The sequence below is a fragment of the Streptomyces sp. NPDC005402 genome (genome assembly GCF_040606575.1).
In the GTDB taxonomy this organism is placed as follows: domain Bacteria; phylum Actinomycetota; class Actinomycetes; order Streptomycetales; family Streptomycetaceae; genus Streptomyces.
The window spans coordinates 92,827-115,249 of record NZ_JBEXFB010000014.1 but is presented as its reverse complement, the minus strand read 5'-3'; the positions used below and the strand labels follow the sequence as shown (position 1 = coordinate 115,249).

Here is a 22,423-nt window from a genome sequence, read left to right as displayed (position 1 = left end):
GGGCACCTCCTGCGGAAGGCGGCGCATCGTAGCGCCATACACACCCGATGTGTACAGAGTGACCGTCCTCCGGGCCGGATTTCAACCGGAAGCCGGTGTGCGGGTAGTCTGTACCGTCTGCACGGTGTCTGCCCATGTCACGACCGGGACTACCGCGAGGAAGCCCCGATTGTCAGTGGCGGCCGATACCGTTGCGTACGCATCACAACCCTCCTGCCACGGAACGACCGTGGCCGTTGAGTCCAAAGGAGGTGGGTTCCACATGCGTCACTACGAGGTGATGGTCATCCTCGACCCCGATCTGGAGGAGCGCGCTGTCGCCCCCATGATCGAGAACTTCCTCTCCGTCGTCCGTGAGGGCAACGGCAAGGTTGAGAAGGTCGACACCTGGGGCCGTCGTCGGCTCTCGTACGAGATCAAGAAGAAGCCCGAGGGCATCTACTCGGTCATCGACCTGCAGGCCGAGCCTGCGGTCGTCAAGGAGCTCGACCGCCAGCTGAACCTGAACGAGTCGGTCCTCCGGACCAAGGTCCTCCGCCCCGAGACCCACTGAGCTTCCGCTCAGTTGATCCCGGGATCCGAGTAGCAGCAACCAAGCAGCCAGAGCAGCAAACCCGCCGAGAGGTTCCCCATGGCAGGCGAGACCGTCATCACGGTCGTCGGCAATCTTGTCGATGACCCCGAGCTGCGCTTCACCCCTTCCGGTGCGGCGGTCGCGAAGTTCCGTGTCGCGTCCACCCCCCGCACCTTCGACCGCCAGACCAACGAGTGGAAGGACGGCGAGAGCCTGTTCCTGACCTGCTCGGTCTGGCGTCAGGCGGCGGAGAACGTCGCCGAGTCGCTCCAGCGAGGCATGCGCGTCATCGTGCAGGGCCGGCTGAAGCAGCGGTCCTACGAGGACCGTGAGGGCGTCAAGCGCACGGTCTACGAGCTGGACGTCGAGGAAGTCGGCGCCAGCCTGCGCAGTGCCACGGCCAAGGTCACCAAGACCGCCGGCGGTGCCGGACGTGGTGGCCAGGGTGGTTACGGCGGCGGTAGCGGTGGCGGCCAGGGTGGCGGCGGCTGGGGCGGTGGCTCCGGCAGCGGTCAGCAGGGCGGCGGCGCTCCCGCCGACGACCCCTGGGCGACCAGTGCTCCCGCCGGTGGCAGCCCGGCCGGCGGCGGCGGTGGCGGCGGCTGGGGTGGAAACTCCGGCGGCGGCGGCACTGGCGGCGGCTACTCGGACGAGCCCCCCTTCTAGGCCTTCGGCCGAGGGGTGGGTCGTACCCACACTTCTTGATCACACAGGAGAAACACCATGGCGAAGCCGCCTGTGCGCAAGCCTAAGAAGAAGGTCTGCGCTTTCTGCAAGGACAAGGTCACGTACGTGGACTACAAGGACACGAACATGCTGCGGAAGTTCATTTCCGACCGCGGCAAGATCCGTGCCCGCCGCGTGACCGGCAACTGCACGCAGCACCAGCGTGACGTCGCCACGGCAGTCAAGAACAGCCGTGAGATGGCGCTGCTGCCCTACACGTCCACCGCGCGATAAGGGAAGGGTGACCGACTAATGAAGATCATCCTCACCCACGAGGTCTCCGGCCTCGGTGCCGCGGGCGACGTCGTCGACGTCAAGGACGGTTACGCTCGCAACTACCTGATCCCGCGGAACTTCGCGATCCGCTGGACCAAGGGTGGCGAGAAGGACGTCGAGCAGATTCGTCGTGCTCGCAAGATCCACGAGATCCAGACCATCGAGCAGGCCAACCAGGTGAAGGCCCAGCTCGAGGGTGTCAAGGTCCGTCTGGCCGTCCGCTCCGGCGATGCAGGTCGTCTCTTCGGTTCCGTCACCCCGGCCGACGTCGCTTCCGCGATCAAGGCTTCCGGTGGCCCCGAGGTCGACAAGCGCCGCATCGAGCTGGGCTCGCCGATCAAGACCCTGGGCGCCCACGAGACGTCCGTGCGTCTGCACCCCGAGGTTGCCGCCAAGGTCAACATCGAGGTCGTCGCGGCCTGACGGCTGCGGTTGTCTTGAGCAGCGGTGAGAGGGGCCGTACCTACGTAGGTACGGCCCCTCTTGCATGCTGTGAACCGTTCCTGGGTCGCGTTGTGTTTCACGTGAAACGTGACGGCCCACGATGTTTCACGTGAAACGGTCAGCGGGTCGCGCCGGTGACGATCCAGCGGCCTGAACGGGTTCGCAGCCAGAGTGTCAGCATGCGGACCACCATCATCAGAGTCATCGCTGCCCACAGCGCGGTGAGGCCGCCATCCAGTGCGGGTACGAGCAGAGCTATCGGGGCGAAGACGGCCAAGGTGATCACCATGGCCCAGGCGAGATAGGGTCCATCACCCGCTCCCATCAGCACACCGTCCAGGACGAAGACGACGCCGCAGATCGGCTGGGAGAGAGCCACGATCAATAGAGCGGGTAGGGCGGCACCCTTGACCGTGGAGTCACTGGTGAACAGGGGAAGGAACAGCGGTCGGGAGAGTACGACCAGCACGCCGAGGGCGATCCCCACCGCGATGCCCCATTCCACCATCCGCCGGCACGCCTGGCGGGCGCCTTCGGTGTCGTCGGCGCCCAGATAGCGCCCGATGATGGCCTGCCCGGCGATGGCGATGGCGTCCAGGGCGAAGGCGAGCAGGCTCCACAAGGACAGGATGATCTGGTGGGCAGCGATGTCGGCGTCCCCCAGGCGGGCTGCGACGGCTGTGGCGATCATCAGGATCGCCCTCAGGGAAAGCGTGCGGACGAGCAGGGGGACGCCAGCTTGGGCGGAGGCTCTGATCCCCGCGGCGTCAGGACGCAAAGAGGCGCCGTGTCTGCGGGCCCCGCGGACGACGACCACGAGATAGGCGGCGGCCATGCCGCACTGGGCGATGACGGTGCCCCAGGCGGAGCCCGCGATGCCGAGATCGGCGCCGTAGACGAGGCCTGCGTTGAGAGCGGCGTTGGCCACGAAGCCGGCGATGGCGACGTAGAGAGGAGTCTTGGTGTCCTGCAGCCCGCGGAGTACCCCGGTCGAAGCGAGCACCACCAGCATGGCTGGGATGCCAAGGGCGGAGATCCGCAAATAGGTGGTCGCGTAGGGAGCGGCGGTGTCAGAGGCACCGAAGAGCTCCACGATCGATGGCGCGGTGGGCAGGACGACAGCGATGACAACGGCACCGAGCAGCAGCGCCAACCAGATGCCGTCCATGCCCTGGCGGATGGCGGCCTGCGGATCACCGGCTCCCACACGGCGGGCGACGGCGGCCGTGGTGGCGTAAGCGAGGAAGACGAAGACGCTGACGGCCGTGGTGAGAAGGGCCGAGGCGATGCCGAGGCCGGCGAGTTGGGCAGTGCCCAGATGGCCGACGATCGCGCTGTCGGCCATGACGAAGAGGGGCTCGGCGACGAGCGCACCGAAGGCCGGAACGGCGAGTGCGACGATCTCGCGGTCGTGCTGTCGTCGGGTGGCCCTGGGGGCCGCGGACGCCTGTGTCATGTGCACCAATCTAATCGTCCACAGGTAAGAGATGCAATGGAGATTAGACCCTTACTCGTGTTCGGGAGGTGTGCGCTGCTGTGTACAGTTCGAACTGATCTTGAGCCGACCGGGAAAGTTTTTCTTCTGCACAGCCGGTGGACGGCGAAGGCACAGGTCAGAACCCTTCTGGGAGGTTAGAAGGGAGCTTGTTCACAGGGCTGTCCACCGGGTCGTGCACAGGTTTTGCCGAGTTCTCCACAGCATCCGGGCCGTCGTCCACATGGCCTGTGGATAACCAGATTGGCTGACGGTGCCCGCGGGCCTACGGTGGTCCGGCGCCCGCTCCATCCGTCGGCTGGAAAACCATCCCAAAACCGACGCGCCAGAACCGGAGTTGGGCGTCTCAATTGTCAGTGCCGTGCCGTAGAACTGAGAAGCACGGCGAGGTCCGCTCGGCGGACGGGAGGAGGTGGCTCGGTGAGCATTTCCGAGCCCTTGGACGACCCGTGGGCCGACAGCGGTCCCAGTGATCGTCTGCCTTCCTCGCGCCGCCGCAGCGACGGAGGCCGGGGCCGAGACGAGCAGCACGACCGCGGCCGGGACAGCGACGCGTGGGACGGCGGAGGCACGGCCTTCGAGCGGGTCCCGCCCCAGGACCTGGACGCGGAGCAGTCCGTCCTCGGCGGCATGCTTCTGTCCAAGGACGCCATCGCGGACGTCGTCGAGGTCATCAAGGGCCACGACTTCTACAAACCCGCCCACGAGACGATCTTCCAGGCGATCCTGGACGTCTACGCCAAGGGCGAGCCGGCCGACCCCATCACGATCGCCGCCGAGCTCACCAAGCGCGGCGAGATCAACAAGGTCGGCGGCGCATCGTATCTGCACACCCTCGTCCAGACCGTGCCCACGGCGGCGAACGCCGAGTACTACGCGGAGATCGTCCATGAACGGGCGGTGCTGCGGCGCCTGGTGGAGGCGGGGACGCGCATCACCCAGATGGGATACGCGGCCGACGACGACGTCGACGAGATCGTCAACCGCGCCCAGGCCGAGATTTACGCGGTCACCGAGCAGCGCACCAGCGAGGACTACCTGCCGCTCGGCGACATCATGGAGGGCGCGCTCGACGAGATCGAGGCGATTGGTTCGCGCAGCGGTGAGATGACCGGTGTGCCCACCGGCTTCACCGACCTCGACTCGCTCACCAACGGACTGCACCCGGGCCAGATGATCGTCATCGCGGCCCGCCCCGCCATGGGAAAGTCCACCCTCGCGCTGGACTTCGCCCGCGCGGCCTCGATCAAGCACAACCTGGCCAGCGTCATCTTCTCCCTCGAGATGGGGCGCAACGAGATCGCGATGCGTCTCCTGTCGGCCGAGGCACGGGTGGCCCTGCACCACATGCGTTCGGGCACCATGACGGACGAGGACTGGACTCGGCTGGCGCGCCGGATGCCGGAGGTGTCCTCCGCGCCCCTCTACATCGACGACAGCCCGAACCTGTCGATGATGGAGATCCGTGCGAAGTGTCGGCGGCTGAAGCAGCGCAACGACATCAAGCTCGTGATCATCGACTATTTGCAGCTGATGCAGGCCGGTGGTTCCAAGCGCTCCGAGAGCCGTCAGCAGGAGGTCTCGGACATGTCCCGCAACCTCAAGCTCCTGGCCAAGGAGCTGGAGGTCCCGGTGATCGCGCTCTCGCAGCTCAACCGTGGTCCCGAGCAGCGCACGGACAAGAAGCCCATGGTGTCCGACCTGCGTGAGTCCGGATCCATCGAGCAGGACGCCGACATGGTGATCCTGCTGCACCGCGAGGACGCCTACGAGAAGGAGTCGCCCCGCGCGGGCGAGGCGGACATCATCGTGGGCAAGCACCGTAACGGCCCTACGGCGACGATCACCGTCGCCTTCCAGGGGCACTACTCGCGCTTCGTGGACATGGCCCAGACCTGATGTCGGTGCCGCGTCGCACCATGCTGGTCACCGGGGCGCCCGGGGCCGGCAAGAGCACCCTGGCGCGGCCACCGTCGGAAACGCTCCGTTTCCCCCTGCTGGCCGCCAAGGACCACATCAAGGAGACTCTGCCCGACTAGCTGCAGGTACCCGCGGGTGCCCTCACGCCGGCTGGGTACTGCGGCCATGCGGTTGCTCTGGACGCTCACCGCAGGCTGCCGGAGGCGATCCTGGAGGCGCACTTACTGCCATGCCCTTCCGATACGCGTCCTCACCTGGGTTCCCCGACCGCCAGGGTGGTCAAAGTCCTTGCTCCTGCCCACCGGAGGAGGCCGCTCGTCGCTATGCCGTACGGGCGGCCACCGCCCACCCGGTCCATGTGGTTTGCGAGCTCTCGCCGGAGATCCTGGCCCAGTACGACCGGCCGCTCGGCTACGGCCCCGTCATCACCGTGGACCCCACGCGACCGACGGATCCGCTTGCCATCGCCGCACAGGTCCGCCGAATGTCCGACCAGGAAATGCCACGGCTCTGAGACGGCAGCCGTCGGTCGGCCATCCACACCACCGCCGGGGTTAAAGAAGTCGACGCCCGCGTATCCCACGGGATGGACTGGGGGCATGACGACATCTCAGGAAGAGCTGCTTCCCGGCACACGTCGGGCGCTGCTGCACCGGATCGCCACGGCGCAGGCGGAGGGGAGGGCTCCCTCACTGGTCGCGGCGGTCGTGCGGGACGGACGGACCGTGTGGCACGGTGCGCGCACCTCGGTGGACGGGCACGGCCCGGACGAGAACGTGCAGTACCGCATCGGCTCGATCACGAAGACCTTCACCGCCGTTCTCGTCCTGCGACTGCGTGACGAGGGGGTGCTCGACCTCGGGGACCCGCTGGAGAAGCATGTACCCGGCACGGGAGCGGGGGAGGCAACCATCGCCGAACTCCTCTCCCACACCGGCGGTTTGGCGGCCGAGTCTCCCTCGCCCTGGTGGGAGCGCACCCCGGGGGCTCTGCGTCCCGAACTCACCGACGTACTGGGCGAGCACCCCTTCCTGCATCCGGTAGGACGCCTTTTCCATTATTCGAACCCCGGCTACACCCTGCTGGGAGCACTCGTCGAGAAACTGCGCGGGGCTCCGTGGGAAGAGGTGCTCCGGCGAGAAGTACTCGTACCTCTGGGTCTCGACCGCACGAGTGTCCGTCCGGAAGCGCCGCATGCGGGCGGCTGGGCCGTCCACCCGTGGGCCGATGTGATGCTGCCCGAACCCTGCGAACACCTCGGGCGGATGGCGCCGGCCGGGCAACTCTGGTCCACCACGGCGGACTTGGCTCGTTTCGCGGTCTTCCTGACGAACGGCGACGACCGGGTTCTGTGCGCGGAGACCGTGCGGGAGATGCGCACGCCCGCGGCACCGGCTGGGACGGGGGAACTCGCTGACAGTGCCACGTACGGGCTCGGATTGCAGATCCAGTACCGCGATGGACGGCTGCTCGTGGGGCACTCGGGCTCGCTGCCGGGATTCCTCGCGAATCTCACGTTCAGTGAGGCGGACGACGTCGCCGCGGTCGTGCTGGCCAACTGCACCTCCGGCCCGCTGTTGTCCGTCGTAGGGGCCGATCTCGTACGGATCGTCGCCGAGGCCGAGCCCAAAATCCCCGAACCCTGGCGTCCGATGCGCGAAGCCGATTCACGCGTACTGGAGTTGGCGGGCCAGTGGTACTGGGGAACGAGCGGATTCGCCCTACGGCTGACGGCAGACGGGCTCGTCTCGCTGGAGCCCCTGTCGGGCGCAGGCCGGCGCTCGCGATTCCGGGCCGACGGCGACGGCACCTGGACCGGCCTGGAGGGGTACTTCCAGGGGGAGGTCCTGAAGGCCGTACGGCGGCCTGACGGATCGGTGGACCATCTCGACCTCGGTTCGTTCGTATTCACTCGTCAGCCGTACGACGAGGGGTCTTCCGTGCCGGGTGGGGTGGATCCGCAGGGCTGGCGAGGCATCGGCTAGGCGCCCCTGCCCGGTCGACCGAGCGGCGCCCTGTTTCACGTGAAACAGGGCGCCATGCTGTGCGAGCGAACGGCCGTGGGGGAGGATCAGAGGGGCAGCTTGAAGCCCGCGTGTGAGGCCGTGAAACCGAGCCGTTCGTAGAAGCGGTGGGCATCCGTGCGTGTCTTGTCGGACGTCAACTGAACCAACTGGCAGTTCTGCCGTCGGGATTCCTCGATCGCCCACTCGATGAGCCGGGAGCCGAGTCCACTGCCCCGCTCGTCGGCATGGATGCGCACACCTTCGATGATCGATCTGGTGGCACCGCGCCGGGACAGTCCCGGGATGATGGTGAGCTGAAGCGTGCCGACCACGCGATCGTCTCGTGTGGCGACGACCAGATGCTGGTTCGGGTCGGAGGAAAGTCGCTCCAGCGCGGCCAGATAGGGGTCCAGGTCGTCCGGGGACTCGCGCTGGGCGCCCAAGGGGTCGTCGGCAAGCATGCCGACGATCGCAGAGACGTCGTCCGCCGTGGCGGGCCGAATTTCAAGATCTCCCATGTTCGCACCCTATGAGGGGTACTCGCGCGCGGGCACCGCGGGCGGGCGGAGAGCTTCCAGGGCTCGTACGAGGGGGGCGAGTTCGGGGTTGGTGGCGGCCTGGTCGAGGGCTTCTCGCAGGGCGTTCTCGTTGGTGGGGCGGGCTTGTTCGAGGAGGGTGCGGCCGGTGTCGGTGACGTCGGTGTAGATGCCGCGGCGGTCGGTGGGGCAGAGGTAGCGGGCGAGCAGGCCGCGGTCCTCGAGGCGGGTGACCAGGCGGGTGGTGGCGCTCTGGCTGAGGACGACGGCGTCGGCGACCTGCTTCATCTGCAGGTGTTCGCCCTCGCCGTCGTGCTGGCGGCCCAGGACGTCGAGCAGGGAGTACTCGCGCACGCTGAGGTCGTGTGCGCTCTGCAGGGCCTTCTCGATGTGCGCCTCGATCCGGCCGTGCAGCAGGGAGAGCGCGCACCAGCCCTGGGCGAGGGCGGTGAGCGCGGGGTCTGTGGCGGTCATGGGGCCTGCTTCCTCCGTCCTGAGGCTCCTGGCCCGGGCATAAGCGAATCGAGAATACCGTCGCTTGCAAGTAGCACGCGTCTGCAATTATTGTGAGCGTGTGCAACATGCTCTGCAATCGTCTGGGAAGGTGTCACCCCCATGCCGCTCGCGCTTCTGGCTCTCGCGATCGGGGCCTTCGGAATCGGAACGACGGAGTTCGTGATCATGGGCCTGCTGCCCCAGGTCGCGGACGACTTCGGGGTCTCCATCCCCACCGCGGGCCTCCTGGTCACCGGCTACGCGCTGGGCGTCATGTTCGGCGCCCCCCTGATGACCGCCCTCGGCACCAAGATCTCGCGCAAGCGGATGCTGATGCTGCTGATGGGGCTGTTCATCGTCGGCAACCTGCTCTCCGCCGTCGCCCCGTCGTTCACCGTCATGCTGATCGGTCGAGTGGTCGCCTCCCTCGCCCATGGAGCCTTCTTCGGCATCGGCTCGGTCGTCGCCGCCGACCTGGTGGCCCCGGACAAGAAGGCCGGAGCCATCGCGATGATGTTCACCGGCCTGACCGTCGCCAATGTCGTCGGCGTCCCGCTCGGCACGCTGATCGGCCAGAGCGCCGGCTGGCGTCTCACCTTCACGATCGTCGCGGCCCTCGGCGTGGTCGGCCTGATCGGCATCGCCCGGCTCGTCCCCGAGATGCCCCGGCCGGAGGGTGTGCGCCTGCGTCACGAACTGGTCGCCTTCAACAACGCCCAGGTGCTGCTCGCCATGGCGATGACCGTCCTCGGGTTCGGCGGGGTCTTCGCCGCCATCACCTACATCGCGCCGATGATGACCCACGTGGCGGGCTTCGCCGACGGCTCGGTGACCTGGCTGCTGGTCCTCTTCGGCCTCGGCATGGTCGGCGGCAACCTGGTCGGCGGCAAGTACGCGGACCGGGCCCTGATGCCCATGCTGTACGTGTCCCTGGGCGCCCTGGCCCTCGTGCTGGCCCTCTTCACGCTCACCGCGCACCACAAGATCCTGGCCGGCGTCACGATCACTCTCATCGGCGCACTGGGCTTCGCCACCGTGCCGCCGCTCCAGAAGAGGGTCCTCGACCAGGCGCGCAAGGCCCCGACGCTCGCCTCGGCCGTCAACATCGGTGCCTTCAACCTCGGCAACGCCCTCTCCGCCTGGCTCGGCGGTCTGGTCATCTCGGCCGGCTTCGGCTACACCGCTCCCAACTGGGTGGGCGCCGCCCTGGCCGCGGGGGCTCTCCTTCTCGCGTTCCTCTCGGCTGCGCTGGAGCGAAGGGACACCGCTCCTAGTGCCGTGGTCGCAGGGGCGACACCCGCGGAACAGCCGGAACAGCCGACCGCGGTGCACCACTGAACCTGAGTGGCCTGCGGCCCGGCATGACGACAGCGCCGGTTCCCCGAAGTCCGGGGCACCGGCGCCGTCGTACAGGCATGTCTCAGACCGCGACCACCGTCAGCGGAGCGAACCGCCGATGCCAGTCGCCCGGCAGCTCCGGAATCCCGTACGTCATGATCGAGTTGAGGGTGACCGGCGCCAGACCGCGTTCCCGGGCCCACGCCCGTAGCGCTTCGTGCCGTACGTCGATGTCGGTACGCAGGGGACGGTCGGTGCCGGCCGCGAGCGAGGTCAGGAGTGACTGGGCCGTCTTGGTGTCACGGGCGACCAGCGGACCCACGACATGGGTGTGCATGTTGGGCCAGGCAGCCGCGTAGCCGATGATCCGGCCGTTCTCCTCGGCGACGCGGAACTGGTCGGCGAAGGCAGGCAGCCGGGTGATGAGGTGGGTGCGATCGGTGCCGAGCACCTCTTCGTCGAGCCGGAGGATCGTGGCGAGGTCCTCGGCGGTGGCCGCTCGCGTGCTCACCGTCGGGTCCGGGCCGCCCGGAATGAAGTGTCCGCGGAGCATCTCAGCATGGCCGGTGACCTTGAAGCCCAGTTCCTCGTAGAGCGGGCGGCCGTAGGGCGTCGCGTGAAGAGTCAGCGGGGTGGTGCCCATCGCGGAGAGAATGTGACGCATGAGCCGGCGGCCAATGCCCTGCCGGGCATGCCGTTCGGCGACCAGCACCATCCCGATCGCTCCCAGATCGGGCTCGCTGTAGGGGCCGTACTCCGTGACCACGCAGGCGGTGACGAGACCCCCGTCGGGGTCGTCGATGCCGTAGCCCTTTCCGGCCGCGAGGAGGAGGCCCCACTTGTGCTCCTCGCGCGGCCACCCTCGGTTCTCGGACAGGTCCGCGCAGGCGGTGAGATCGCGAAGCGTCAGACGGCGGATGGGCAGAGCGGCGAGAGAAGAAATCGGCACGCAGGTCAGGCTGTCCGACGGGTACCCTCGGCGTCCACTTGTTTCCCGGGGTGCGTACGAGCTTTTGGCCATGTCGTAGCCAAGCGCACAGCACGCGATCAAATGCCGATGTTTCACGTGAAACATCGGAGAACGACGACCGTCCGGCGATCGACCGGAAGCACGCATGACACCTCACCGATCTCATGGACCACTAGCCTCAAGACATGGCGAGACTTCATCTCTTCGACCTCGATGGCACTTTGCTGCACGGAACCAGCGCGCCCGTGCAGATTTCCCGGCAACTCGGCCTTGAGGCCGAGACGGTGGCACTCGACCAGGCGATCGGCGCCGGGCTGATAGGCCCGTCGGAATATGCGCAGCAGGTGTACGCGCTGTGGGTGTCCCTGACCGAGGCACACGTCGTCGCGGCCTTCGAAGGTGCCCCATGGCTGGCCCGCATACGTGAGGTCTGGGCGGAGATCAGAGGGCAGGGCGACTACTGCGCGGTCGTGTCACTCTCGCCATCCTTCTTCGTGGAACGGCTGACCGGTTGGGGAGCTCATGCCGCGTACGGATCCCGCTTTCCGGCCATCCCCTTCACCGAGCCCGTGGATCCTGCCGGAGTACTCAGCGCCGCCGCCAAGGTCCTGATCGCGGACCGGCTCTGCAAGCAGTTCGGAGTGACAAGAGCCGACTGCATTGCCTATGGAGACTCCTCCTCCGACAAGGACCTGTTCGCCGCGGTGCCGATCTCGGTGGCGGTCAATGCAGACCATCACCTGTCCGATATCTCGACCCACTCCTACAAGGGCAGAGATCTGTGGGAAGCCTATGAATTGGTGCGCCATGCTCGGTAATTGAGGCTATGACGGCGACCGGTAGGGTCGACACCGGTTCCTGTCCGTACCGAGGTATGACCATCCCAGGCGGCCGAGAGCGGGGCAATGCAGCCTAACGGGACGGAGAGATCGAAGACCCGCATTTGTGGTTATGGAGCCAGGGCATCCGTACCTGGTGGGACGCTGCAGTGAGGGTGCCGCGGCCAATGCCACACTCGCGCCTACTTGTCCGTACGGACTGCGAATACGGGTTGTAAGTGGCTGTGTTGGCCGTGACGCCGAACCGGGAACGCAAGCCGTCTGCGGGAAAAGGCACCTTCCGACCGAGGAAGTGCGCAGACCGACCGAGAGATGTTCGAGGCGAGGCACACCATGGACGCTCCGACCTCCACGTCGGCCGACGACGGCACTTCCGGGGGTGGCGGCTGGTTCGCTCCACGCAACCAGCCGACAGCGGCCCCCGGTGCCGAACAGGAGACGACAGAGGAAAGCAGGTCGGCCGCGCTGCGCCCGGTCGGCAGGCCGGGGGCGGGCTCTGCAGGAGTCCCGGCAGCCAGTGAACGGGACCAGTCGACTGGTGCCACAGCACCGGCCGACGCTTCGGCTCAAGGCACAGTGCCACCCCGTACGGAGACCGACGACGAGGAAGCGACACCAGCCGAGGAGATACCCACCCCGGCCGCCCAGGCACAGGTCCCGACACGGCCGGACGGGTTACATTCCCCGGCGCGGATACCGCGGCCCGCCCCGGTCCAGCTCCCCGCAGCGCCGGACGACACCCCTTCCGCACGCCCCCGAGTCCCCGTCCGGCGCTCCTCCCCGCACCAGGGCACCCTCAAAGCGCTCGGGACCACCCCTGTGCTCCTTCCAAGCCTGTCCCCACGAGACCAGCCGCCCTCCCCGGACGCCGTCCTCATCCGCCGGACCATGGCCGAGGTCGCGCCCGTGGCCGAGAAGGTCACGTCGTACTTCTACGCGCTGCTCTTCGTACGCCACCCCGATCTGCGCCCACTGTTCCCCGCCGCCATGGACGCCCAGCGGGACCGCCTGTTCAGGGCGCTGCTGACGGCGGCCCAGCACATCGACGACACCCCGGTCCTGGCCGACTACCTGCAGAACCTGGGCCGGGGCCACCGCAAGTACGGCACCCGCGCCGAGCACTATCCGGCGGTCGGGGAGTGCCTCATCGGCGCGCTCAGCACGTACGCTTCCGGCATCTGGGACGCGGAGACGGAAGCGGCCTGGGTCCGGACGTACACGACGATCTCGCAGGTGATGATCGACGCGGCGGCGGCGGACGAACTGCGCGCCCCCGCCTGGTGGTACGCGGAGGTGGTGTCGCACGACCTGAGGACCCCCGACGTCGCCGTCGTCACCGTCCGGCCCGACCAGCCGTATCCGTTCCTCGCCGGCCAGTACACAAGTCTGGAGACGCCGTGGTGGCCGCGCATATGGCGGCACTACTCCTTCGCCTCGGCGCCCCGCTCGGACGGCCTGCTGTCCTTCCATGTGAAGGCCGTTCCCGCGGGCTGGGTCTCCAACGCGCTGGTGCACCGGGCCCGCCCCGGCGACATCATCCGGCTCGGTCCGCCGACCGGGTCGATGACCGTGGACCACACCACTGACAGCGGACTGCTCTGTCTGGGCGGCGGTACAGGCATAGCTCCGATCAAGGCGCTGGTCGAGGACGTGGCCGAACACGGCGCACGGCGGCCGGTCGAGGTGTTCTACGGAGCTCGCACCGACGACGACCTGTACGACATCGACACGATGCTCAGGCTCCAGCAGTCCCACCCCTGGCTGTCGGTCCGCGCCATCGTCGACCGGCAGGCCCGTCTCCAGCTCCCGGACGCCGTACGCGAATACGGTCCCTGGCGCGAGTACGACGCCTACCTCTCGGGACCGCCCGGCATGATCCGCAGCGGTGTGGAGACGCTCAGGTCCCTCGGGATCCCGTCGGAACGCATACGCCACGACTCCGTGGAGGAGCTCGTCCTGGCCCAGTGACCCTGCGAGAGGTCAGCCCAGGTCGGGTGCGTGCATGGCCCGTACGCCCTCGATGTTGCCGTCCAGGTAGTGGCGCAGGGACAGCGGGACCAGGTGGACGGAGGCGATCCCGACGCGGGTGAACGGCACCCGGACGATCTCGTACTCACCGATGGGCTCGTCCACCTCGGGTCCGTGGCGTAGGGACGGGTCCATCGACTCCAGGTGGCAGACGAAGAAGTGCTGCACCTTCACTCCGGTCGCGCCGCCGTCGTCGCCGATGTGCTCGACGGTGTCCACGAAGCAGGGCACCACGTCAGTGATCTTGGCGCCGAGCTCTTCGTACACCTCGCGGTGCAGGGCGTCGACGACGGTCGTGTCCGTCGGCTCGACTCCGCCGCCGGGGGTCAGCCAGTAAGGATCCATGCCGGGTTTGGTGCGCTTGATCAGGACCAGATCGTCGCCGTCCAGCAGGACGGCACGGGCGGTGCGCTTGACCACGGGTCGGACGGTCATGGGGGGTATGTGGCCCGGATGGTTCCACGTGAAACATCGCGAGGTGTCACCGGCCGGGCTCGCTGCGTCAACAGCGCAAAACACCAGCTCAACACCAGTCGGCAGCCGCTCGCAGCAGCCATTCGTGCGCCCGCGCGATATGCGGCATGGCCAGCGTCCCCGTGCGGACCACCAGGAAGTACGTCCGCAGCGGCGGCACGGGGGGCTCGTGCAGCGCGATGACGTCACCGCGCTCCAGGGCAGCCGCGCACAGATAGCGCGGCAGCACGGCGAGCCCGGCACCCGCGACGGCGCAGGCGAGCACAGCACGCAGATCGGGGACGACGACGGTGCCCGGGGCGGCCGGACGGGAATCGAAGACGGAGGCCCAGTAGCGCGAGACGAAGGGCAGCGACTCGTGCACCTCGATCACAGGAACGTCCTCGAACGCGGGAGCTCGCTTGACCGCGGGAAGGGCCTCGACCGCCTCCCCAGAGTCGAGCCGGCCGACCCAGCTCGGGGCGGCGACCAGGACGTGCTCCTCGTCGCAGAGCGTGCTCGCGGTGAGCAGCGCGCCCCGTGGACGGGCCGTGGTGATGGCCAGATCGTGATGTCCGGCGGCCAGACCTTCCAGAGTCTCCTCGGCGTTCCCGAAGGAGGCCCGCAGGGCGAAGCCCTGGCCGTCCTCGCCGGTCAGCTCGGTGAGCGCGGGCAGCGCCCGCTCGGCGGTGAACTCGGGAGGCCCCGCAAGATGCAGCGTGCGCAGGGACGACTCGTCGTCGAGACCGGTCTCGGCGATCTCCACCAGGGCGTCCAGATGAGGCGCGGCCTTGTGGGCGAGTTCGTCACCGATGGTCGTGGGGGTCACGCCGCGGGCCTGCCGTAAGAACAAAGGACGGCCCAACTGCCGTTCCAGGGTGCGGATCTGGGAGGTGACGGCCGGCTGCGAGAGTCCGAGCAATGCGGCGGCGCGGGTGAAGGAACCGGCCCGGTGCACCGTTACAAAGGTGCGCAGCAAGGCCAGATCCATGGCGACGCCCCCTTCCCCTGCCCTTCTCCCGGCCCGGGGCAGGGGCCCCACTATAAATATGTCGATAGGTCTCTGTCGCTACTGTGATTGGACACTGACACAGAGTCAACTAGCCTTGTTCGCGCGGTTCTTCGCGCGCGGGAACCGGGGCGGTCCGAGCCACGAGGGGGGAGGCTCGGACCGTCCGTTGCGCGTACCCGGACGTGGCCGCGCGTCTCGTCGGCCAGCAGTACGCGGATGGTCATCGAGCCTCGTAAGAACCCCTGCTGAGACGGTTAGTCGGCCGACTCGTCCAGCGCACGCAGCACGTCCGCCACCAGGTCCTCGGGATCCTCCGCCCCGACCGAGAAGCGGATGAAGCCCTCCGGCACGTCGTCGCCGCCCCAGCGCCGACGCCGCTCGGCCGTGGAGCGCACCCCGCCGAAGCTCGTGGCGTCGTCCACGAGCCGCAGGGCGTCGAGAAAACGGTCCGCACGCGCGTGCGTGGGCAGCGTGAAGGAGACCACGCATCCATAGCGGCGCATCTGGTGTGACGCGATCTTGTGCGAGGGGTCGTCGGGCAGCCCCGGGTAGCGCAACCCGGCCACGTCGGGCCGCTCCCGCAGTGCCTGGGCGAGCACGAGCGCGGTCGCGTTCTGCCGGTCGACCCGCATCTGGAGGGTCGCGATCGACCGATGGGCGAGCCAGGCCTCCATGGGACCCGCGATCGCCCCGACGATCTTCCTCCAGCGGCGGACGGCGTCCATGGCCTCGCCCTCGTGACCGGTGACGTACCCGAGGAGGACGTCTCCGTGCCCCGTGAGCTGTTTGGTGCCGCTGGCCACGGAGAAGTCGGCGCCGAGCTCCAGCGGGCGCTGTCCGAGCGGCGTGGCGAGCGTGTTGTCGACGGCGACGAGCGCACCACGCGCGTGTGCCGCCTCGACGAGCCGCCGGATGTCGCACACGTCCAGGCCGGGGTTGGACGGGCTCTCGATCCACAGCAGCCGTGCGCCGTCGAGGACCTCGAGCTGGGCGTCACCGCCGGTCGGAGCGGTGCGCACCTCGATGCCGTACGCCTCCAGCTGAGCGCGGATCAGCGGCAGCACCTGGTAACCGTCGCTGGGCAGGACGACCGTGTCCCCGGCGCGCAGCTGCGCGAACAGCACGGCGGAGATGGCGGCCATGCCCGAGGCGAAGACCAGCGTCTCCACGCCGTTCTGCCCCGGCGCCTCCAGCTCGCCGATGGCGCGTTCGAGAAGGCTCCAGCTCGGGTTCGTGTCGCGGCCGTAGGTGTAGGGCCCGTCGACCTCGCCGGGCAGATGGAAGTGGGCGGCGAAGGCCGGACCGGGCAGGGTCGGCTCGTTCTTGACCGCCTCGGGCAGTCCGGCCCGCACCGCGCGCGTGCCTTCGCCCTGGTCCACAGCCCTGTCGCTCATGCCACCCGTCCTTCCGTCTGCCGGCGCACGGCGGCGAGCAGACCCTCGCTCGCCGCCTCCACCATCTCAAGGCACTCCTCGAAGCCGTCCAGGCCCCCGTAGTACGGGTCCGGAACGTCGAGGTCGTCGCCCGCGGCGGGGTCGTACGAACGCAGCAGCCGTACCTTCCCGGCGTCCTCCGGCGTGGGCGCGAGGCGTCGCAGGGCCTTCAAATGGCCGGCGTCGAGGGCGACGACGAGGTCGAGGCGGGAGAACCAGGAGGGCTGGAACTGCCGGGCCGTATGGGCGCCGTCGTAGCCGTGGTCCTCCAGGACGGACACGGTGCGGGGGTCGGCGCCGTCGCCCTCGTGCCAGCCGCCCGTACCGGCACTGTCGACCTCGACCAGTCCCTCCAGGCCGGCTTCCGCTATGCGGGCGCGGAAGACCGACTCGGCCATCGGGGAACGGCAGATGTTGCCCGTGCAGACGAAACAGACGCGGTAGGTCATGCCTCCTCAGTCCTCGTCGGGCAGGACGACGTGCAGGGCCCAGGACACGATCGAGATGATCAAACCGCCCAGAACGGCGGTCCAGAATCCCTCGACGTGGAAGCTCAGGTCGAGCTTGTCGGCGAGCCATGAGGTCAGCAGGAGCATCAGCGCGTTGACGATCAGTGTGAACAGGCCGAGCGTCAGGATGAACAGGGGGAAGGTCAGGAGCTTCACGACCGGCTTGACCAGGAAGTTCACCAGGCCGAAGACCAGGGCGACGAGGATCAGCGTCCAGACCTTCTTGCTGGTGCTGTCACCGGTCAGGGTGATCTTGTCGAGCAGCCAGACGGCGACCGCCAGAGCGCCCGCGTTGGCGATCGTCTTGACTAGGAAATTCTTCATGTGTCTGATCGTGACAGAAGAGATCGGTTACGGGCACTGACGAGGGCGGACCAAGTCGATGAAGGCATTCCGGTTGGATGAACTGGAGGCGGAGCGCGCCGCCAACGACGGCGCCTACCTGCAGTTCCTGCGTGAACGGAACATGTCGGTCGGCCTGTACGCACTCGACGCGGGCGCGCAGGACCCGCAGCAGCCGCACCACCAGGACGAGGTCTACTTCGTGGTCAGCGGACGCGCGGCGATCACCGTGGGCATGGAGACCACCCAGGTCGCGCGCGGCAGCGTGGTGTACGTGCCGGCCGGAGTCGCTCACAAGTTCCACCACATCAGCGAGGACCTCAGGGTCATGGTGGTCTTCTCTCCCCCGGAGAGCTGACCTGTGGCCTCGGGGTTCCCTAGGGGATCAGTCAGGGGAGGACAAGGGGTGCGAGGCCCCCGCAGCGGTACCTCCCGGCCCTAGCATCGAGAGCACGACATTGGTGGATCCGGTACCAGAGGGGCCGGACGGTGCCGGACTTCAGAGAGGTAAATGCGATGGGAGAGATCTTCGCGGGGCTGCCGTGGTGGGTGAAGTGGATCGCGGTGCCGGTCATCGCCCTGGTCGTGTTCGGCGGACTGATAGCCACGGTCGTCGGCTTCGTCATCGGCCTGCTCTTCAAGCTGCTGGTCTTCGTGGCCCTGGTCGGCGGACTCGTCTACGTCGTACGAAAGTTCATGTCGAGCTCCTCGTCGCGCAGCGACTGGTGAGCGTCCGGAGCGAGCGGGGCGACCGGTAACAGGAATCCCCCGTTCCCTCGGGCGGGGGAAGTTTTCCGTACGGGCCGTATACGTGCGGTGGCGGACCGTTAAAGTCCGGAACTCGACGCGGGGGCGACCCCGCGAGCGGAGTACACCCCCCGTGTTCCCCGCACGGGCTACCCCCCTCGCGCTCCGGGAGTGACCCTTGGCCACGGTTGACACCGCACCCGCACAGATCGACGCCCGCTCGACGACGGCTCCGACACAGCCGACGGCTTCGGTACGACCGACGGCTCCTGGAGGTCCGGGAGCTCCTGCCCAACCGGCAGCTCCGGTACGGGCGTCCGCTCCCGTACAGCCAACCGCTCCCGTACGGCCGACGGCTTCCGTACGGTCAACCGCTCCCGTACGGCCGACGGCCCCGGTTCGGCCGTCAGCCCCTGTGCAGCGGCACGCGGCGTCCTCCGCCGAACCTCCCGAACAGGCCCACACCGCGACCTTGATCGGGTCCGTCCAGCGCGCGATGCGCCTGCTGGAATCCGTCGCGGAGCACGAGCACGGCGCCCCCGCCAAACAACTCGCCCGCGAGACCGGGCTGGCGCTCCCCACGGCGTACCACCTGCTGCGCACCCTCGTGCACGAGGGCTATCTGCGCCGGGACAAGGGTCTGTTCTTCCTCGGGGAGGCGGCCGAGCGACTGAGCAGCAACGGAGCCGAGCAGAAACGTCGCAGCACCGTTGTCGAGGCGCTCGCGCACTGGCGCGACCTGATCGGCGTGCCGGTCTACTACGCCCAGTACCGGGACGGCGAGATCGATGTCCTCTGCGTCTCCGACAGCCCCGGAAACCCGGCGGTCGAGGAGTGGGCCGACTTTCGCGAGACCGGGCACGCCCACGCCATCGGGCAGTGTCTGCTGGCCCAGCTCGACGACGAGGCCCGGCGCGACCACCTCGACCGGTACCCCGTGCAGTCCATCACGCCGTACACCGTGCGCGACGGCCACAGCCTGCTCCGGCGTCTCGAACGGACCGCGCGGATGGGGCCGGTGATCGAGCGTCAGGAGTACGCGCTCGGGACGGTGTGTGCGGCGATTCCGATCACGGTGGGTAATGCTGCGGCAACGATGGCCATCTCGTTGCCCGTTCATCAGTCGGACCGGTTGCTGGCCGCCACCCAGCAACTTCAAGAGGAAATCGGGCGCCTGATGGGCTCGCTCTCGATCTCTATCAGTATCTGAAAACTCACTCCTTGTGATCTGTCGTGCACGTTCAGCAAGATGCCACCAGTGTCAGAGGGATCATTCCGGGCCAACGAAGGCAGATGACGGGGTAGGCAATGCGCGAGTCCGTACAGGCAGAGGTCATGATGAGCTTTCTCGTGTCGGAGGATCTCTCCTTCCGTATTCCGGTGGAGTTGGGATACGAGGCCTGCGATCCCTATGCCGTCCGGCTGACCTTCCATCTCCCGGGCGATGCCCCGGTGACCTGGGCGTTCGGCCGCGAGCTGTTGATCGACGGGGTGGGCCGGCCCTGCGGGGAGGGTGATGTACGGGTCTCACCCGCCGGTTCCGACCTACTGGGTGATGTCCTGATCAGGCTTCAGGTCGGCGGCGACCAGGCCCTGTTCCGCTCATCGACGGCGCCGATCATCGCCTTCCTCGACCGCACCGACAAGCTGGTACCGCTGGGCCAGGAGGCCGCGCTGGCCGATTTCGACACCCATCTCGACGAGGCGCTGGACCGGATCCTGGCGGAGGAGCAGAGCGCGGGCTGATGCGTTCTGCGGCGAGCTGCCGGAACCCTTCCTCGTGGGGCGGGAGGGCGCAGGAACGCTTCTGCCGAGTCGGGCTCCTCGGCTCGGTCAGACCGGACTGGGAGCTCGTGCTGGTGAGGGGGTGGCCGGGCTCGCGGCCTGGGGAGGCTGCCGGATCGGATCAGGATGCGGGAATTCGTCGAGGCGGGCGATGAGCACTGATCACTCTCAGCGCGGGGCGACAGCGGTGAGTCGGCTCGCTGGGGATGCGGGGCGGGACGGTGCTCTGATCGGAACCAAGGCTGCGGGAGACCATCGCGGTGCTTCTGCCGAAGCGGTCGATGTGGCCCGTCCCGACGGCCGGGACCGGCAATCGGGGGCGTGGGAGCCGTAGGAATGCCCAGGCGGCGGGCCACTAGTCCGCTCTTGCGCTCGTGCGCTCGTGCGCCGAGGTCGGCGTGGGAGCGGAGGTGGCGGATGCGGCGCGCGTGTTCGCACACGCACTACGGCGAACGAGTTTCCTTGTAGGAGCCGGGAGCCGGGAGCCGGGAGCCGGGAGCCGGGAGCCGGGAGCCGGGAGCCGGGCGGCGGGCGGCGGGCGGCGGCACCCGAGCGGCGGAACCCGAGCCCAAAAGCCCAAAGCCCAGCCCGGAACCCCGAACCCGAGTCCGGAGCCCCGAAGTCCAGCCCGCGACCCGGGAGCCGGGGAGCCGGGAAGTGATCCGGAACCGGGGCTAGGAAGGGTGGGCGGAGTACTGGCCCAACCCCGGGGCCTCTCTCAGCGCTTGCGCCGCCGACCCCTCCCACCGCGTCCCGCCACCGGCCGACTGCCGGCCGTGCCCGCACTCGCACTCGTCGCCGGTACGGGCGCCGACATCCCCGCCACAGCCTCCGCCCCCGGTCGGTCGGCCGAGACCACCAGGGCCGCCAGGGCCGTCGTGACCGGTACCGAGGCGACGAGGCCGATCGAGCCGATCAGCGTACGCACGATCTCCTCCGCCACCAACTCGCTGTTGGCGACAGTCCCCACGCTGGACTGCGCGATGGAGAAGAGCAACAGCAGTGGCAACGCGGCACCGGCGTAGGCGAGGACGAGGGTGTTGACGACGGACGCGATGTGGTCGCGGCCGATCCGGATACCCGCGCGGTACAGCCCGCGCCAGCCCATCGTGGGGTTGGCCTCGTGCAGCTCCCAGACCGCCGACGTCTGCGTGACCGTCACGTCGTCGAGGACACCGAGGGAGCCGATGATGACGCCGGCGAGCAACAGACCGCTCATGTCGATCGACGGGTACAGCCCGTGGATGAGCCCGGTGTTGTCGTCCGTGTTGCCCGTCAGCGCTGCCCAGCCGATGAACAGCGAGCCGAGGACGCCGATCAGCACCAGCGAGATCAGCGTGCCCAGTACCGCCACGGAGGTACGGGCCGACAGACCGTGGCACATGTAGAGGGCGATCAGCATGATGGCGCTCGACCCGACCACCGCCACGAGCAGCGGATTCGAGCCCTGCAGGATCGCGGGCAGGACAAAGAAGTTCAGCAGCAGGAAGCTGACGGCCAGCGCGACCAGTGCCATGACACCGCGCAGCCGCCCGACGACAACGACGACGAGCGCGAAGATCCCGGCGAGCAGGCCCATCGGGAACCTGCGGTTCACGTCGGTGACCGAGTACTGGAGGTCCCTGGGCGCGGAGGGCTCGTAGGCGACCACGACCTTCTCGCCCTCGTGCAACTGTCGCGACTGGTCAGGCTGGACGATCTCCGTGAAGGTGCGGCCCTTGTCGTCGCCGGTGTCGACCCGGATCGTCGCCTTCTTGCAGGTGCCGTTGGCCTGCTGCTCGGCGGACGAGCCCTCGGCGGTGGAGGTGTCCCCGGTCGGGGTCTCCCCCGAGGCGTTCACCGACTTGCAGCTGACGCTCACGACCTTGCTGACCGTGGCCTGCTGGGTCTGCCGGTCGAAGCCGACCCCGGTGCGTTCGTGCGCCGGGGCACCACCGGGCCACAGCACCCCGAGCCCCACCACCACAGCTACACCGAACGGGATGAGGATTGCCGCGATGACCTTGCGCAGGTGCTTGGAGACGGGAGTTGCCGGTCCATGGCTATGACTGTGCGAGTGACCGTGCCCACCGCCGGAGCCGGCCTCGCTCTCATGCCCGGGCCCGCTCCCATGCCCGTGCCCGTCACCGGAACCGTGCCCGTCACCGGGACCATGCCCGCGCCCATCGCCGCCATGGCCACCGCCACCGCCCAGACCGCCGCCACCGCCGCCTGAGGCACCGTGGCTCGCGCCTTGACCGCGGCCGTAGTCGGGACCGCCGCCGTGCCCGCCCCTGGGCTCGTGCTCATGCTCGTGCCAGCCGCCGGCCCCTCCGACCCCACCGGCCTCACCGCCCCCGAAGCCACCGTGGGAGCCACCGCGAGAGCCGCTGCCGGGGCCGTGCCCAGGGCCGCTTCCGGAGCCCGGTCGGCGCGGAGGCTCGGGAGGCGGGTACGGGGGCTGATGCGTCGTGGTCACCGCCCGATCATCGCAAGAACGACAGGGGCCCTCTGTT

At 68.4% G+C, this 22,423-nt stretch carries 24 protein-coding genes; 14 read left to right on the top strand and 10 right to left on the bottom strand.

Annotated elements, in window-relative coordinates:
* Nucleotides 1-262: 262 nt before the first annotated feature.
* The 4 genes from rpsF (at nt 263) to rplI (ending at nt 1,999) form a co-directional block, all read left to right on the top strand.
* Entirely contained in the window at nt 263-553 is a 291-nt protein-coding gene (gene rpsF / locus ABZT02_RS26495) for a 30S ribosomal protein S6 (protein ID WP_356021453.1), read from the top strand.
* Nucleotides 554-631: 78 nt separating this feature from the next.
* Nucleotides 632-1,240 (top strand): single-stranded DNA-binding protein, encoded by a 609-nt coding sequence (locus ABZT02_RS26490; protein ID WP_356021451.1) that lies wholly within the window; start codon nt 632-634, stop codon nt 1,238-1,240.
* 57 nt (nt 1,241-1,297) lie between these two features.
* On the top strand, nt 1,298-1,534 hold the full coding sequence (gene rpsR / locus ABZT02_RS26485) for a 30S ribosomal protein S18 (protein ID WP_003949403.1): 237 nt from the start codon (nt 1,298-1,300) through the stop codon (nt 1,532-1,534).
* An 18-nt stretch (nt 1,535-1,552) separates the two neighbouring features.
* The gene (gene rplI / locus ABZT02_RS26480) at nt 1,553-1,999 is read left to right on the top strand and encodes a 50S ribosomal protein L9 (protein WP_069759556.1); all 447 of its coding nucleotides are present in this window, start codon (nt 1,553-1,555) and stop codon (nt 1,997-1,999) included.
* A 139-nt stretch (nt 2,000-2,138) separates the two neighbouring features.
* Here rplI and ABZT02_RS26475 read toward each other — a convergent pair whose 3' ends face one another.
* Nucleotides 2,139-3,476 (bottom strand): MATE family efflux transporter, encoded by a 1,338-nt coding sequence (locus tag ABZT02_RS26475; RefSeq protein ID WP_356021448.1) that lies wholly within the window; start codon nt 3,474-3,476, stop codon nt 2,139-2,141.
* Nucleotides 3,477-3,935: 459 nt separating this feature from the next.
* Between ABZT02_RS26475 and dnaB the strand changes: the two genes are divergently transcribed.
* The 3 genes from dnaB (at nt 3,936) to ABZT02_RS26460 (ending at nt 7,420) form a co-directional block, all read left to right on the top strand.
* The gene (gene dnaB, locus ABZT02_RS26470) at nt 3,936-5,414 is read left to right on the top strand and encodes a replicative DNA helicase (protein WP_356021446.1); all 1,479 of its coding nucleotides are present in this window, start codon (nt 3,936-3,938) and stop codon (nt 5,412-5,414) included.
* Nucleotides 5,414-5,554, top strand: coding sequence for a hypothetical protein (locus ABZT02_RS26465; protein ID WP_356021444.1), 141 nt, complete (start codon nt 5,414-5,416; stop codon nt 5,552-5,554). Before dnaB ends, ABZT02_RS26465 begins: the two co-directional genes overlap by 1 nt.
* Before the next feature lie 480 nt (nt 5,555-6,034).
* Nucleotides 6,035-7,420 (top strand): serine hydrolase domain-containing protein, encoded by a 1,386-nt coding sequence (locus ABZT02_RS26460; protein ID WP_356021442.1) that lies wholly within the window; start codon nt 6,035-6,037, stop codon nt 7,418-7,420.
* A gap of 86 nt (nt 7,421-7,506) precedes the next feature.
* Here the strand turns inward: ABZT02_RS26460 and ABZT02_RS26455 are convergent, their stop codons facing one another.
* Nucleotides 7,507-7,959, bottom strand: a complete 453-nt coding sequence (locus ABZT02_RS26455; RefSeq protein WP_356021440.1) for a GNAT family N-acetyltransferase — start codon at nt 7,957-7,959, stop codon at nt 7,507-7,509.
* Nucleotides 7,960-7,968: 9 nt separating this feature from the next.
* A complete protein-coding gene (locus ABZT02_RS26450) occupies nt 7,969-8,451 on the bottom strand; it encodes a MarR family transcriptional regulator (protein ID WP_356021438.1) in 483 nt (160 codons plus the stop codon).
* Between the two features lie 141 nt (nt 8,452-8,592).
* Between ABZT02_RS26450 and ABZT02_RS26445 the strand changes: the two genes are divergently transcribed.
* Nucleotides 8,593-9,810, top strand: coding sequence for an MFS transporter (locus ABZT02_RS26445; RefSeq protein WP_356021436.1), 1,218 nt, complete (start codon nt 8,593-8,595; stop codon nt 9,808-9,810).
* 82 nt (nt 9,811-9,892) lie between these two features.
* Here the strand turns inward: ABZT02_RS26445 and ABZT02_RS26440 are convergent, their stop codons facing one another.
* Entirely contained in the window at nt 9,893-10,759 is an 867-nt protein-coding gene (locus ABZT02_RS26440; RefSeq protein ID WP_356021434.1) for a GNAT family N-acetyltransferase, read from the bottom strand.
* Between the two features lie 206 nt (nt 10,760-10,965).
* On the opposite strand from ABZT02_RS26440, the gene ABZT02_RS26435 reads away from it, so the two are divergent.
* A complete protein-coding gene (locus ABZT02_RS26435) occupies nt 10,966-11,598 on the top strand; it encodes an HAD-IB family phosphatase (RefSeq protein ID WP_356021432.1) in 633 nt (210 codons plus the stop codon).
* A 333-nt stretch (nt 11,599-11,931) separates the two neighbouring features.
* Nucleotides 11,932-13,587: a globin domain-containing protein gene (locus ABZT02_RS26430; protein WP_356021430.1), complete on the top strand. Its 1,656-nt coding sequence runs from the start codon at nt 11,932-11,934 to the stop codon at nt 13,585-13,587.
* A gap of 12 nt (nt 13,588-13,599) precedes the next feature.
* On the opposite strand, the gene ABZT02_RS26425 is transcribed toward ABZT02_RS26430, so the two are convergent.
* The 5 genes from ABZT02_RS26425 to ABZT02_RS26405 form a co-directional block, all read right to left on the bottom strand.
* Nucleotides 13,600-14,082: an NUDIX hydrolase gene (locus ABZT02_RS26425; RefSeq protein WP_352391434.1), complete on the bottom strand. Its 483-nt coding sequence runs from the start codon at nt 14,080-14,082 to the stop codon at nt 13,600-13,602.
* Nucleotides 14,083-14,170: 88 nt separating this feature from the next.
* Nucleotides 14,171-15,091 carry a LysR family transcriptional regulator gene (locus tag ABZT02_RS26420; protein ID WP_356021427.1) on the bottom strand — a complete coding sequence of 307 codons (921 nt, stop codon included), beginning with the start codon at nt 15,089-15,091 and terminating at the stop codon, nt 14,171-14,173.
* Nucleotides 15,092-15,366: 275 nt separating this feature from the next.
* Nucleotides 15,367-16,506, bottom strand: coding sequence for a cystathionine gamma-lyase (locus ABZT02_RS26415; RefSeq protein WP_356021425.1), 1,140 nt, complete (start codon nt 16,504-16,506; stop codon nt 15,367-15,369).
* On the bottom strand, nt 16,503-16,994 hold the full coding sequence (locus tag ABZT02_RS26410) for a low molecular weight protein-tyrosine-phosphatase (protein ID WP_356021423.1): 492 nt from the start codon (nt 16,992-16,994) through the stop codon (nt 16,503-16,505). Before ABZT02_RS26410 ends, ABZT02_RS26415 begins: the two co-directional genes overlap by 4 nt.
* Before the next feature lie 6 nt (nt 16,995-17,000).
* Nucleotides 17,001-17,378 carry a phage holin family protein gene (locus tag ABZT02_RS26405; protein ID WP_356021421.1) on the bottom strand — a complete coding sequence of 126 codons (378 nt, stop codon included), beginning with the start codon at nt 17,376-17,378 and terminating at the stop codon, nt 17,001-17,003.
* A 58-nt stretch (nt 17,379-17,436) separates the two neighbouring features.
* Here ABZT02_RS26405 and ABZT02_RS26400 point away from each other — a divergent pair, with 58 nt between their 5' ends.
* The 4 genes from ABZT02_RS26400 to ABZT02_RS26385 all read left to right on the top strand — a co-directional run bounded on the left by ABZT02_RS26400 (nt 17,437) and on the right by ABZT02_RS26385 (nt 19,889).
* The gene (locus ABZT02_RS26400) at nt 17,437-17,754 is read left to right on the top strand and encodes a cupin domain-containing protein (protein WP_007383239.1); all 318 of its coding nucleotides are present in this window, start codon (nt 17,437-17,439) and stop codon (nt 17,752-17,754) included.
* Nucleotides 17,755-17,912: 158 nt separating this feature from the next.
* Nucleotides 17,913-18,125: a DUF5326 family protein gene (locus ABZT02_RS26395; protein WP_037711649.1), complete on the top strand. Its 213-nt coding sequence runs from the start codon at nt 17,913-17,915 to the stop codon at nt 18,123-18,125.
* Nucleotides 18,126-18,558: 433 nt separating this feature from the next.
* The gene (locus tag ABZT02_RS26390) at nt 18,559-19,353 is read left to right on the top strand and encodes a helix-turn-helix domain-containing protein (protein ID WP_356021418.1); all 795 of its coding nucleotides are present in this window, start codon (nt 18,559-18,561) and stop codon (nt 19,351-19,353) included.
* Nucleotides 19,354-19,451: 98 nt separating this feature from the next.
* A complete protein-coding gene (locus ABZT02_RS26385) occupies nt 19,452-19,889 on the top strand; it encodes an SsgA family sporulation/cell division regulator (protein WP_356021416.1) in 438 nt (145 codons plus the stop codon).
* 757 nt (nt 19,890-20,646) lie between these two features.
* Here the strand turns inward: ABZT02_RS26385 and ABZT02_RS26380 are convergent.
* Nucleotides 20,647-22,386 (bottom strand): YibE/F family protein, encoded by a 1,740-nt coding sequence (locus ABZT02_RS26380; protein WP_356021414.1) that lies wholly within the window; start codon nt 22,384-22,386, stop codon nt 20,647-20,649.
* Nucleotides 22,387-22,423 lie beyond the last annotated feature (37 nt).

Coding starts and splice junctions, on each gene's coding strand:
- rpsF (WP_356021453.1), top strand. CDS start 263: ATGCGTCACTACGAGGTGATGGTCATCCTCGACCCCGATCTGGAGGAG.
- ABZT02_RS26490 (WP_356021451.1), top strand. CDS start 632: ATGGCAGGCGAGACCGTCATCACGGTCGTCGGCAATCTTGTCGATGAC.
- rpsR (WP_003949403.1), top strand. CDS start 1,298: ATGGCGAAGCCGCCTGTGCGCAAGCCTAAGAAGAAGGTCTGCGCTTTC.
- rplI (WP_069759556.1), top strand. CDS start 1,553: ATGAAGATCATCCTCACCCACGAGGTCTCCGGCCTCGGTGCCGCGGGC.
- ABZT02_RS26475 (WP_356021448.1), bottom strand. CDS start 3,476: ATGACACAGGCGTCCGCGGCCCCCAGGGCCACCCGACGACAGCACGAC.
- ABZT02_RS26465 (WP_356021444.1), top strand. CDS start 5,414: ATGTCGGTGCCGCGTCGCACCATGCTGGTCACCGGGGCGCCCGGGGCC.
- ABZT02_RS26460 (WP_356021442.1), top strand. CDS start 6,035: ATGACGACATCTCAGGAAGAGCTGCTTCCCGGCACACGTCGGGCGCTG.
- ABZT02_RS26455 (WP_356021440.1), bottom strand. CDS start 7,959: ATGGGAGATCTTGAAATTCGGCCCGCCACGGCGGACGACGTCTCTGCG.
- ABZT02_RS26450 (WP_356021438.1), bottom strand. CDS start 8,451: ATGACCGCCACAGACCCCGCGCTCACCGCCCTCGCCCAGGGCTGGTGC.
- ABZT02_RS26445 (WP_356021436.1), top strand. CDS start 8,593: ATGCCGCTCGCGCTTCTGGCTCTCGCGATCGGGGCCTTCGGAATCGGA.
- ABZT02_RS26435 (WP_356021432.1), top strand. CDS start 10,966: ATGGCGAGACTTCATCTCTTCGACCTCGATGGCACTTTGCTGCACGGA.
- ABZT02_RS26430 (WP_356021430.1), top strand. CDS start 11,932: ATGTTCGAGGCGAGGCACACCATGGACGCTCCGACCTCCACGTCGGCC.
- ABZT02_RS26425 (WP_352391434.1), bottom strand. CDS start 14,082: ATGACCGTCCGACCCGTGGTCAAGCGCACCGCCCGTGCCGTCCTGCTG.
- ABZT02_RS26420 (WP_356021427.1), bottom strand. CDS start 15,091: ATGGATCTGGCCTTGCTGCGCACCTTTGTAACGGTGCACCGGGCCGGT.
- ABZT02_RS26415 (WP_356021425.1), bottom strand. CDS start 16,506: ATGAGCGACAGGGCTGTGGACCAGGGCGAAGGCACGCGCGCGGTGCGG.
- ABZT02_RS26410 (WP_356021423.1), bottom strand. CDS start 16,994: ATGACCTACCGCGTCTGTTTCGTCTGCACGGGCAACATCTGCCGTTCC.
- ABZT02_RS26405 (WP_356021421.1), bottom strand. CDS start 17,378: ATGAAGAATTTCCTAGTCAAGACGATCGCCAACGCGGGCGCTCTGGCG.
- ABZT02_RS26400 (WP_007383239.1), top strand. CDS start 17,437: ATGAAGGCATTCCGGTTGGATGAACTGGAGGCGGAGCGCGCCGCCAAC.
- ABZT02_RS26395 (WP_037711649.1), top strand. CDS start 17,913: ATGGGAGAGATCTTCGCGGGGCTGCCGTGGTGGGTGAAGTGGATCGCG.
- ABZT02_RS26385 (WP_356021416.1), top strand. CDS start 19,452: ATGCGCGAGTCCGTACAGGCAGAGGTCATGATGAGCTTTCTCGTGTCG.